At 47.1% G+C, this 12,626-nt stretch carries 10 protein-coding genes; all 10 read left to right on the forward strand.

All coding sequences use genetic code 11. The features are described from left to right. The first annotated feature begins 194 nt into the window (after window positions 1–194). Window positions 195–1,802: a hypothetical protein gene (locus HFE64_08220; GenBank protein ID MCI8633442.1), complete on the forward strand. Its 1,608-nt coding sequence runs from the start codon at window positions 195–197 to the stop codon at window positions 1,800–1,802. A gap of 15 nt (window positions 1,803–1,817) precedes the next feature. Next, window positions 1,818–2,300 (forward strand): Lrp/AsnC family transcriptional regulator, encoded by a 483-nt coding sequence (locus HFE64_08225; protein ID MCI8633443.1) that lies wholly within the window; start codon window positions 1,818–1,820, stop codon window positions 2,298–2,300. Beyond that, window positions 2,297–3,457 carry an aminotransferase class I/II-fold pyridoxal phosphate-dependent enzyme gene (locus tag HFE64_08230; protein MCI8633444.1) on the forward strand — a complete coding sequence of 387 codons (1,161 nt, stop codon included), beginning with the start codon at window positions 2,297–2,299 and terminating at the stop codon, window positions 3,455–3,457. The genes HFE64_08225 and HFE64_08230 overlap by 4 nt, the downstream gene beginning before the upstream one ends. A gap of 28 nt (window positions 3,458–3,485) precedes the next feature. Continuing rightward, a complete protein-coding gene (gene trmL / locus HFE64_08235) occupies window positions 3,486–3,980 on the forward strand; it encodes a tRNA (uridine(34)/cytosine(34)/5-carboxymethylaminomethyluridine(34)-2'-O)-methyltransferase TrmL (GenBank protein MCI8633445.1) in 495 nt (164 codons plus the stop codon). Between the two features lie 53 nt (window positions 3,981–4,033). Beyond that, entirely contained in the window at window positions 4,034–6,436 is a 2,403-nt protein-coding gene (locus tag HFE64_08240; protein ID MCI8633446.1) for an endonuclease MutS2, read from the forward strand. Between the two features lie 16 nt (window positions 6,437–6,452). Then, on the forward strand, window positions 6,453–7,148 hold the full coding sequence (locus tag HFE64_08245) for a response regulator transcription factor (protein ID MCI8633447.1): 696 nt from the start codon (window positions 6,453–6,455) through the stop codon (window positions 7,146–7,148). Window positions 7,149–7,197: 49 nt separating this feature from the next. Then, entirely contained in the window at window positions 7,198–8,679 is a 1,482-nt protein-coding gene (locus HFE64_08250) for a HAMP domain-containing histidine kinase (protein ID MCI8633448.1), read from the forward strand. A 29-nt stretch (window positions 8,680–8,708) separates the two neighbouring features. Beyond that, entirely contained in the window at window positions 8,709–10,136 is a 1,428-nt protein-coding gene (locus HFE64_08255) for a PDZ domain-containing protein (GenBank protein MCI8633449.1), read from the forward strand. 12 nt (window positions 10,137–10,148) lie between these two features. Next, the gene (locus tag HFE64_08260) at window positions 10,149–11,099 is read left to right on the forward strand and encodes an HD domain-containing protein (protein MCI8633450.1); all 951 of its coding nucleotides are present in this window, start codon (window positions 10,149–10,151) and stop codon (window positions 11,097–11,099) included. Beyond that, window positions 11,096–12,626: 23S rRNA (uracil(1939)-C(5))-methyltransferase RlmD (rlmD, locus tag HFE64_08265; protein MCI8633451.1), on the forward strand; the 1,531-nt coding region annotated here is incomplete at its 3' end. The genes HFE64_08260 and rlmD, both read left to right, overlap by 4 nt.

Here is a 12,626-nt window from a genome sequence, read left to right on the forward strand (position 1 = left end):
GACCCTGAGCCGCCTTATGAGTTTGCTGCTTTGCAGCAAACTCCGATATCACTATGGTATAATAAAGGCGGCAAGGTAATTTAGGCTAATCAAGCCCTTGAGCCGCCTTTGCACAAGGGAAACAAAAATCGCGCAGGGATTTTAACTTTTTAACTTTAGTTTTTTAGATTAAGTATATATATTTGGAGGGAATGATGGAATTGAAGATGAATCGTAAAAAATGGATGGCAGCAGCTGCTGCGGGCGTGCTTGCTTTGATTATAATGATTGCTATCATCTGTGGTATAAAGCAGAGAACATCCAGCGGAGAAATGCGGCAGGAGCTGATGTATCAAAATCTGTGGAAGCTGGGAAAAGAGATGGAGCAGGAGCTAAATGTGAATACGATCTATCCCGGCGTTAAGGTGATGGGAATTGATTTAAGCGGTATGACGCAGCAGGAAGCGGAAGCCGCACTGGAGGAAGCTCTTGATGGCGAGCTGCACGGGAATAAGGTCACGCTCCAATATGGGGACAAAAAATGGACCTATACCTTTGAAGAGCTGGGAGCAGCGGCCGATGCTAAAACAATGGCTGAGCAGGCTTATGCAATCGGACGCAGCGGAGATCTTCGGCAGCGCAGACAGGTGATTGAAAAGCTGAAAAATCAGGCAGAGGATATGTCGCTCAGTGTTGTACTGGACGAAACAAAGCTGACGGCAATTTTAGATACAGTTGCGAAGGAAGTAGAAGTGCAGCCGGTTGATGCCGTCATTCAGGCAAATGGAAGTGAGTTTTCTGTTACTGCAGAGAAAAAGGGCTTGATTTTAAATAGACAGAAAACAATGGAAGAGCTTCAAAAAGCACTTTCTCATGGAGAAAATAATCAAACAGTTACACCAGTAATGGACGAAGTGCTTCCGGAAAAAACATCCGAAAAATTATCTTCCATTCATGATAGAATTGGTACTTACAGCACATATTACAGCACCAGCAATTATGGACGTGAGCAGAATCTGATTACAGGAGCCAGTAAGGTGAATGGGACTATCCTAATGCCGGATGAGGTTCTGTCATTTAATAATACAGTAGCGCCGATTACAGTAGAAAATGGATATCATGAGGCCAGCGTGATTGTGGGCGATGAGTATGTGCCGGGACTCGGCGGCGGTCTTTGTCAGGTGAGTACGACTCTGTATAATGCTGTCATTCGTGCCGAGTTGGAAATTGTAGAAAGGGACTGCCATTCCTTCCCCTCTGATTATGTTCCAATGGGGCTGGATGCAACAGTTGCACAGGGGTATATTGATTTTAAGTTTAAAAATACCTCTGGACATCCCATTTATATTGTCATGTGGTGCGGCGGCGGAGAGATCGGCGCATCCATTTATGGTACAGAGATTCATGATCCGTCACGCAGCGTTAGCTTTGATTATGTGGTTACACGGGTCATTGATAAGCCTAAGGAAGAGGTAAAGGAAGATGCTACATTAGCCCCGGGCCAGCGTGTGCTTTATGTGGAGGGGCATACCGGATATGAAGTGGATGTGTATAAGACAGTAACAGAGAATGGGACCACTCAAACAGAATGGTTTAATTCCAGCTCTTATATGGCTACGCCGGATAAAGTGAAGGTAGGACCGGCAAAGCCGGAAACCCCGACGGTGCCAACAACTCCGACAACGCCAACAACGCCGGTCAAGCCACCGGAAGAGTCGAGTACACCACCGGCAGAATCACAGCCGCCGGAGGAGTCACAGGCACCGGAAGAATCGCAGGTACCGGAGGAATCCTCCGCTGCGCCTGAACAGGATCAGGAATAAAATAGGAGAAAGAACATGCGTGAAGAGATTTTAGAAGTACTAGAAAAAGACAGCAGGGTCTCCGTTAAGGATTTGGCCGTTATGCTTGGAGAATCAGAAGATACGATTGAAAAAGAAATGAAAGCAATGGAAGATGAAAAAGTGATTGCTGGATATCATACGATGATCAACTGGGATAAAACCAATGATGAACGGGTAACGGCGCTCATAGAGGTAAAGGTAGTTCCGCAGCGGGACGAGGGCTTTGATAAAATCGCCAAGCGCATTTATGAGTTTGAGGAGGTTTCTAGCGTATATCTAATGTCAGGGGCTTTTGATCTGACCGTGATTGTAGAAGGCAGGACGATGAAAGAGGTAGCGCTTTTCGTGCGTCAGCGTTTGGCTGTGCTAGATCCAGTAACCAGCACGGCAACCCATTTTGTTTTGAAAAAATACAAGGATAATGGTATTTTTATGGAGCAGGAAAAGAGAGATGAAAGGATGATTGTTTCACCGTGAGAGATTTTATAAGTCCTGTTGTACGGAAGATCAAGCCCTCTGGGATTCGGCGTTTTTTTGATATCGCAGCAGAAATGGATCATGTGATATCGCTTGGCGTCGGAGAACCGGATTTTGATACACCCTGGAGCATCCGCGAAACAGCTATTTATTCATTGGAGCAGGGAAAAACAGTGTATACGGCGAATGCCGGCTTAAAAGAGCTGCGGCAGGAGTTAGCAGCGTATTCCTACCGCAAATACGGTTTGACATATGATCCTATTCATGAGATTTTAATTACGGTTGGAGGAAGCGAAGCGATTGATGTGGCACTCAGGGCCATGCTGGAGGCAGGGGACGAGGTTTTAATTCCGGAGCCTTCCTATGTTTCCTATATTCCCTGTGTGACATTGGCAGGAGGAACCCCGGTTCCGGTGCCGCTGCAGGCGCAAAATGACTTTAAACTGACGGTTTCGGATTTGGAGAAACAGATTACGGATAAAACCAAGATTTTAATTTTTCCATTTCCCAATAATCCGACCGGATCGATCATGACCAAGCAAGAAATGGAGCCGATTGCAAGCTTTGTACAGGAGCATGATCTATTTGTCATTACAGATGAGATCTATGCTGAGCTGACCTATACGGATACGCCGCATGTATCGCTGGCGTCACTGCCAGGCATGCGTGAAAGGTGCTTGGTTATCAATGGATTTTCCAAAGCCTTTTCTATGACGGGCTGGCGTCTCGGATATACGATGGGGCCTGTCAGTTTAATTGAACAGATGACTAAAATTCATCAATTTGCGATTATGTGCGCGCCTACAACCAGTCAGTATGCGGCGATCAACGCGCTAAGAGCATGTGATGCTGAGGTGGCGGCTATGCGTAGAGAATACAATCGCCGCCGTCGTTTTGTTGTCAGCCGGTTCCGGCAGATGGGAATGAAATGCTTCGAGCCCTTTGGCGCTTTTTATGTTTTTCCCAGTATTGAGCAGTATGGGATGAGTTCAGAAGAGTTTTGCTCCAAGCTTTTATATGATCAGCGTATTGCCGTCGTACCGGGGTCTGCCTTTGGGGGCAGCGGCGAAGGCTTTATCCGTGTATCGTATGCATACAGCATGGAAGAGCTTAAAACAGCATTAGACCGGATAGAAAGCTTTGTCAATAGGCTTTGATTTTCTGCAGATAAGGAAGAAGTGAAAAATGCACATTGTTTTACATGAACCGGAAATTCCGCAAAACACTGGAAATATTGCCAGAACCTGCGCATGTACGCATACGCCCCTGCATCTGATTAAACCGCTGGGGTTTTCTCTGGATGAAAAGCATCTAAAGCGTGCAGGGCTGGATTATTGGGACCAGCTGGAGCTGCACATTTATGAGAGCTATGAAGAGTTTTTGCAAAAAAATCCGGGAGCTAAGATTTTTATGGCCACAACAAAAGCGCCGAACGTATATACGCAGGTGCAGTATGGGCCGCAGGATTATATTATGTTTGGTAAAGAAACAGCGGGTATACCGGAAAGTATTCTGGCGCACCACAAGGAGACCTGTGTTCGGATTCCCATGGGCTCCGGCTTTCGTTCATTGAATCTGTCTAATTCCGTGGCTATTGTTTTGTATGAGGCGCTGCGTCAGCAAAACTTTACGGGTCTTCAGGAGACGGGAGAGCTTAGAAGCTGTGAGTATGTGGAATAAGGAATCATAGAGAATACGGTCTTTTTCTGTATTAAAGGAGAAAAGACAATCTTATGAATGAAAAAGCACTCATTAAACTTGAATTTAATAAAGTAATTGAAAAGCTGGCGGAAAAGGCTGCTTCTGAGGCAGGCAAAGAGAAGTGTCGTCAGCTTAGACCCTCTACTAATTTATTTGAAATTGAAAGATGGCAGCAGGAAACTGATGAAGCACTTCGGTATCTGCTGATCAAAAACACGCCTTCCTTTGGCGGTCTTCATGATATTCGCAGTGCCATCGGCCGGACGGCGATCGGTGGCATACTGGGCATGAAGGAGCTTTTAGATGTGGCAGAATCTCTGTATGTGGTGCAAAAAATCAAAGCATATGGAAAACGTGAAAATAACTTAACCGGAAGCTTTGAAAATCTGGATCCTATGTTTGCAGGCCTGCAGCCTGTGCGCGAGGTGGAGGATGAGGTGCGTCGCTGCATTTTAAGTGAAGAAGAGATGAGCGATAATGCCAGTACAAAGCTGCATAATCTTCGCCGGGAAATTCATATACAGCAGGAGAGGGTCCGCAGCCAGCTGCAAAATATGATTCATTCCAGCACCTATAAGGCGATGCTGCAGGATCAGGTTGTTACAATGAGGGGCGGGCGGTTCTGCCTTCCGGTCAAATCAGAATACAAAAGCAGTGTGAACGGAATGGTGCATGATCAGTCGGCCAGCGGTTCTACGCTGTTTATAGAGCCGCTTTCTGTCGTACAAACCAATAATAAAATCACAGAGCTCATGGTTCAGGAGCAGGAGGAAGTACAGCGTATCCTGCGCGAGCTGAGCCAGCTGGTGCATCAGCACCATGAGGAGCTTATGGCAAACTTTGAGCTACTTACAGAGCTTGACTTTATCTTTGCCAGAGGCCGTTTGGCACTCGAGCTGAATGCAGTTAAGCCACTGATGAATGAACAAGGAATCATAGAGCTGAAGCAGGCAAGGCATCCATTGCTGAATCCTAAAAAGGTAGTGCCGATTACGCTTCGCTTAGGTGGAGACTTTACTTCACTCGTGATTACAGGTCCTAATACCGGCGGAAAAACCGTTACATTAAAGACATTGGGGCTTTTATCGCTGATGGGACAGGCCGGCCTGCATATTCCAACGGCAGACCGCCCTAAATTATCTGTGCTCGATCATGTTTTTGCCGATATTGGAGATGAACAAAGCATTGAGCAGAGTCTAAGCACCTTCTCATCTCATATGGTCAATATCGTAGAGATTTTGGAGCAGGTGACGCCGTGGTCTTTGGTACTCTTCGACGAATTGGGAGCGGGTACGGATCCCACTGAAGGAGCTGCATTAGCACAGGCAATCTTAGAAAATTTGCGGCAGCGCCGCATATTGACGGCGGCTACAACCCATTACAGCGAATTAAAGGTGTATGCGTTATCCACGGAGAGGGTTGAGAATGCTAGCTGCGAATTTGATGTGGATACGCTGCGTCCCACTTACCGGCTCTTGATCGGCGTGCCTGGAAAGAGCAATGCGTTTGCGATTTCCAGCCGTCTGGGGCTTACCGATGAAATTATCCATGAAGCCAAAGAGCTGCTGGAGAGCAATGATGTTAAATTTGAAGATCTGATGAGCGATATGGAGCTTAGAAGAAGGCAGATCGAGGAGGAACAGGGAAGAATCCAGGCGCTGCGGCAGGAGCTGGCGGTGCTTCAGGAAGAAGCCAGGACTGCTAAAGCTAAGCTGGAGCATCAAAAGGAGCGGATTCTCGAGAAAGCGCAGCAGGAGGCACGTGAAACGCTGCGTCAGGCAAAAGAAGAGGCAGATCAGACGATCGCCAGAATGAATAAATTGATTCAGCTGGGCGAGACCGTGGATATGCGGGCGCTGGAAAAGGAGCGCGTCCATCTGCGGGAGAAGGTGAATGAGGCTGAGGAAAGGCTCTATAGGCCGGATGCAGCACCGAGAAAGGCACTGGATATAAAACAGCTGGTACCGGGCGTTAAGGTTAAGCTCACTGGGTTTGACCAGGAATACAGTGTGTTGACAAGGCCGGATAATCGTGGCAATATAACAGTACAGGCTGGCATCATGAAGATGCAGATTAAGCCGGAAGAGATCGAGCGCATTTTATTGGATCCGGAGGATAAGCCCAGAAAGGAAAAGTCTAAGGCATCCGCTATTTCGGCGGGTTCGTTTGCAAAGGCGCAGACGATTCATTTAGAGGTGGATCTGCGCGGGATGCTGACAGACGAGGGGATCAGTGTGCTGGATAAATATCTGGATGACGCGTATCTGGCCGGAATGCCGCAAATCAGAGTGATTCATGGAAAAGGGACGGGCGCAATGCGTAAGGCGGTGCATCAATATTTGCGCAAAGCGGCGCATGTGACCTCCTACCGCTTGGGGACCCTTGGGGAAGGAGATACAGGCGTAACCGTAGTGGAGATTAAAAAACGCAAATGAGAAGGAGGCAGGAGCCATGAATGGAAAGCAGCGGATTTTAATTGCAGATGACGAAAGCAATATTGCAGAATTGATTTCCCTCTATCTAACAAAAGAAGGATATGAAACGCAGAAGGCCGGCGATGGCAAAGAGGCCTTTCGCATGGTGCAGTCATTTAATCCGGATTTGATCATTTTAGATATTATGATGCCGGAAATGGACGGCTATGAGTTCTGCCGGGAGGTACGAAAAAACAGTACGGTTCCTATTATTATGCTGACAGCTAAGGGAGAGACGTTTGATAAGGTTTTAGGTCTGGAGCTGGGAGCAGATGATTACATGGTCAAGCCCTTTGATACTAAGGAGCTGGTTGCGCGTGTGAAGGCCGTGCTGCGGCGGCTGGAAAATAAAGAAAGTAATGCAAAGAAGCTTTCTTTTGAAAATCTAACGATCAATCTTTCTAATTATTCCGTCAGCTATTGCGGGGAAAATGTGGAGATGCCGCCTAAAGAGCTGGAGCTTTTGTTTTACTTAGCTTCGCATCCCAATCAGGTGTTTACCAGAGAACAGCTGCTCAATCAGATATGGGGATATGAGTACTATGGCGATACCAGAACGGTGGATGTTCATATCAAGCGCATCAGAGAAAAGCTTGGTTCAGAGGAAGAACATACAAAGTGGAGCATTAAAACGGTTTGGGGAGTAGGCTATAAATTTGAAGTCAACGCATAAACAAAAAGAGGGAAAGGAAGGCAAATCCTTCCTTTCTCTCCGAGTAAAAATGATGGGGACATACGTACTGCTTCTTATTGTAATTTTAGTTGTTGTAGCCTGTGTACTGCCCATGGTTTTTAATGAATATTTTTTGGCAGAAAAGAAAAAGGATCTGGAAAAGACAAGAGAAATCATCACACAGGTTTTGACAGAAAAGGATTTTCGGACAGAAGCAGAAGCGCAGACCATTTTGGAAACGGCCGCTCAGGCATCTGATATTAATATTTGGATCTGCACGCCGATCGATGAAAATACGGTGCGCATCCATCCCTTTGGCAGTACGACTAATAAAGTAGAAAATCTGGATTTTAATTCGCTGACAGCAGCAGAGAAGTATTTGGTGAAACAGGTTGTAGAGGGAGACAATATTGGATTTACCTTAAATACATTTCCCACAGCCTTTTATGGACAGACCATTTCGCTTGGCTATCAGCAAAGCTATCTGGAGAATGTGCCATTTCCGATGGGCAGTGAAACGGGGATGATCTCTCTCAGCAAAGAGGGAGCCGTCTTTTTGCATGTAGCACTGGATGATATTTCCATGACTACGGCCGGTATCTTTAAAATGGTATTGATCACCCTGTTTTTGGTGTCACTGGCAGCAACGTTGATTACATTTCTGATGAGCAATAATATTCTGGAGCCCGTTAACCAGATGAAAAAGGCAGCTGAAGCGATTACTAAGGGAGATTTTTCTCAGGAAATTCATATTACCTCTCATGACGAGGTGGGAGAGCTGGCGCGGTCCTTTAATGAAATGGCCAAAGAGCTTCAGGCAGTGGATACGCTGCAAAGTGATTTTATTGCTAATATTTCTCATGACTTTCGTTCACCGCTTACCTCAATTAAGGGATATGTAGAAGCGATGCTGGATGGTACGATCCCAGAAGAGCTGTTTACTAAATATCTGTCGATTGTTCTGGAAGAAGCGAACCGTCTGACCAAAATGACGAATAATGTGCTGGATCTGACTAAAATGGAAAACGGACAGATTGAGCTGCATCTGATCAATTTCGATGTCAATGAAATGATTGTTAAGCTGGCGTTAAGCTTGGAGCAGAGAATCGAAGAGAAAAAAATACAAATGCAGTTTCAGTTTATTCAGGAAAAGCTTTTTGTGAATGCGGATCTGGATTTGATTCAGCGTGTTGTTTATAATCTTTTAGATAATGCGCTCAAATTTACGGAAGAAGGCGACTCGATCACGGTAGAGACCAGCATTGTAGCAAGAAAGGCTTATATTGTCATCTCTGATACGGGCAGCGGAATCAGCGAGGAGGCGCTCCCGCATGTTTTTGAACGCTTCCATAAGGGAGATAAATCCAGAGGCAAGAATAAGCTGGGAGCCGGTCTCGGTCTGGCGATTGTGAAGCAAATTATTTTGAATCATCATGAAGATATTACGGTGCGCAGCAAAGAGGGAGAAGGCACACGGTTTGCCTTTACGCTTCCGCTGGCTTATCGGTATAATCTGGTTGAGAAAAAATAAGCAGTATATTGAATAGAAGGGAGAAAGACATGGAAGAGCAGAATATGAATCAGATGCCTCAAAATGAAGGGCAGAGGCAGGAGGCAGGCGCACAGCAGCCTGGCGCTCAGCCGCCGCAGCAAGGACAGCCGGGCGCTTATCCCTATCAGCAGCCGGGAGCCTCTTATTCTTATCAACAGCCGCGGTATCAGCAAAGACCATCGTATTATACGCCCTATATGGGAAACCAGCCCACAATGCCGCCTATGCGCAGACCGAAAAAGCATAACGGATGGAAAGTGGCCATTGCACTGGTCTGCTCCTTTGCTTTTTTGATTTCTGTGATTGCCGGTGTGAAGATAAGCGCGCTTTTGCTGCAAAAGCCGGGAGGTAGCGGCAATTTTGTACTGCCGCAGGCCAGTACAAACGAAGAAAATATGGGATATTTAAAATCTGTGCAAAATTCATCCTATGAATCCGTATCCGATATTGCGGAGGATGTGGGCAAATCAGTGGTTACCATTATCATCAGTATTTCCTACGGCAGCAGCTTTGAGAGCTATAAGGCTGAATCTCTGGGATCGGGTGTGATCATAGGAGAAGAGGGCGATAAAATATATATTGCTACCAATTATCATGTGATTGCAGAGGCTTCTGATGTGAGCATTATCGCAGGCTCTGATGATTCAACCACCATTCAGGCATATTATCAGGGGGCTGATGCTGACACGGATCTAGCTGTGATCTATATCAAAAAGTCGGATGTGCCGGAAAGCATTTATGATCAGATTAAGATTGCGACCTTAGGTGACAGCAGTACGATGCGTCTTGGCGATCTGGCCATTGCCATTGGCAGCCCGGTCGACAAACGCTTTGGCAATTCAGTCACAGCAGGCGCTATCAGCGGACTCGAGCGCAGTGTTACTTTTGTAGATGAAGAGACCAATGTTAGTCAGACCATGACGCTGATGCAGACGGATGCCGCAATCAATCCCGGAAATTCTGGAGGAGCCTTGGTCAATGGTCGGGGCGAGGTAATCGGTATTAACAATGCAAAGATCAGCTCTACGGAAGTAGAGGGAATGGGCTTTGCCATCCCGTCCAACATTGCCAAGCCGGTTCTGGAGCAGCTGATCAATTACGGCAAGGTTAGCCGTCCTTATATTGGCATTACGGGAACCAATGTAATAGGATATCAGAATTTTGCCGCTGAATATCAGATTGTATCCGGCGTAATTGTCATTTCTGTGGTAGACGGAGGACCTGCCGCTATAGCGGGTCTGCAGGTGTACGATGTGATTTTGACCTTTAATGATAAAACCATCGAGACCTTTGATGATTTGACGGCTGCGATCCAAGAAGTAGAAATCGGCGATACCGCTACGATTGAGGTGCTGCGAGGCTATCAGGAGGATCAGCCGCAGACGGTGAGTTTGACTGTGAAAATTGCAGAAAAAGACTCTACGGGAAGAAAGTGAGAGAAGGCATATATGGAATGGATTGAGCAGCTTAAAGAAGGGCAGCATGTGATCGAGCATTATCTGTGTAAGGATAAGCAGATGATGATGGCCCGCAATGGTAAAAACTATTATAAACTGATTCTGGAGGATAAGACGGGCTCGATCAATGCCATGGTCTGGGAGATCGGTCCGCAGATTCAGCCGTTTGACCGCGGCGATATCATAAAGGTAGATGCAGTAGTCGGTAACTATCAGGGAATACCACAGCTGAGCGTCACACGGATTCGCCGCAGCGAGGAGAGCGAGTATCAGGTCGGAAGCTATTTTCGGACAGCCAGAACGCCGGTACAGGACTTATATGAGCGCACGCAGCAGTATATAGGGCAGATTCACGACATAGGCTTAAAGAAACTGGTACAGAGCTTTTATACAGATGATCCGGCGCTGATCGAGCAGCTCAAAAAGCATCCTGCCGCCAAGAGTGTGCATCATAATTATATCGGCGGTCTTTTGGAGCATACGGTGTCTGTCACTGCGATCGCCTCTTATCTGGGCAGCCTCTATCAGGGGACGAATGCAGATCTTTTGCTGGCAGGTGCATTGCTTCATGACATTGGCAAGCTGCGTGAGATTGAGCCGCTTCCCCTGAATGAATACAGCGATGAAGGGCAATTTCTGGGACATATTGCACTTGGCTACATGATGGTGCATGAAAAGGGAAGCATGGTCGCGGAGCTAGATCCGGGGCTGCTCATGCAGCTGGAGCATATGATTTTGTCACATCATGGCGAACTCGAATTCGGTTCGCCCAAGGTGCCCTCTAGCCTCGACGCGATGATTCTGCATATGGCAGATCTGACGGATTCCAAGCTAAAGCAGGTGGAGGACGCCGTAGAAATGGATCATAGCGAGGGAAGCTGGACGGCCTATCACCGCATCTTAGGGCGTACCTTTTATAAACCGAATGAGGCAGGCTTATGAAACCACATGCAAAGGCTCCGGTAGAAAAAAACCAGGATATCGAGCTTACCATTGAGGATCTGGGAAGCCGAGGAGAAGGCATTGGACGGTTTCAAGGCTTTACGGTATTTGTAGAAGGAGCGCTTCCGGGCGAAACCATTCAGGCGCACATTGTACAGGTACGCCCGCATTTTGCCTTCGCCAAGCTTAGCCGCCTTATAAACGCATCGCCAGAGCGGATAGAGCCTTCCTGCCCGCTGGCGGGAAAGTGCGGCGGTTGTCAGCTCAGTCACATGTCCTATCAGGGACAGCTTAAGTATAAGCGGGAGAAGGTTAAGCAAGTCCTCGAGCGCATCGGGCATTTTTCAGCGGAAGAGATAGAGAGGGGTTTAGCCAAAGAGACGTTTGGCATGCCGCAGGGCTGCTGGCAGCACTATCGTAATAAAGCACAGTTTCCGGTACAAAAAATTACGCAGCCGCAGGGCAGAACGATCCATGCCGGGTTCTTTGCGCCGCGCAGCCATCGGTTGCTTCCGGTGTATGATTGTGAGCTGCAGTCTGAAAAGGCGAATGAGCTGATTGCTGAGATTACAGAATTTATGAGAGCCAGGGAGGTTTCTGTCTATGATGAGAATACGCATCAGGGGCAGATTCGCCATGTGCTGATCCGGTCAGGCTATGCGACAGGGCAGATCAGTGTGTGTCTGGTAATCAATGGGAAGCGGCTGGAGCAGGAGGCCGAGTGGACTGCGCTGATGCAGCGGCTGCAGGTAAGCAGCTTTTGTGTGAATTTCAATCAGGATAGGGGCAATGTAATTTTAGGAAAAAGGACAGAGGTCCTTTTTGGAACGCCCTATATAGAGGATCATCTGGGAGATCTGAGGTTTCAGATTTCTCCGGCCTCGTTTTATCAGGTGAATCCGCGGCAGACGGCTTGCTTATATGATACGGCGCTGGCACTGGCAGATCTGTCTGGCGATGAGATTGTGTGGGATGCCTATTGCGGGATCGGCACGATTTCTCTATTTTTAGCGCAAAAGGCGAAGAAGGTGTATGGCGTGGAGATCGTGCCGGAGGCGATTGAAAATGCCAAGATCAATGCGCGTCTTAATCAGCTGGAGAATGTAGAGTTTTATGTAGGAAAAGCGGAGGAAGTGATCCCTGCGCTTTATAAAGAGAAAGGAATTCGGGCAGATGTGATGGTGGTGGATCCGCCGCGGGCAGGCTGTGAGGAGGCGCTGCTGCGCACTATATTGGAGATGGCGCCGCAGAAGCTGATCTATATATCCTGTGATCCGGCTACTCTGGCAAGAGATTTGGATCTAGTATGCCATCAGGGAAATTATCATTTAGAAGCTGTGCAGTCGGTGGACATGTTTCCGCAGACAGCGCATGTGGAAAGTATCGTGTTGCTTTCAAAACTTAAATCAAATAAGTTGAAGCATATTAATGTGGAATTAGAGATGGATGAATTTGATTTGACGGCGGCGGAGAACAAAGCCACTTATGAAGAAATTAAGGATTATGTATTGAAACAAAGCGGATTAA

It is taken from the genome of Lachnospiraceae bacterium, from assembly GCA_022794035.1.
GTDB lineage: Bacteria > Bacillota > Clostridia > Lachnospirales > Bianqueaceae > CALWPV01.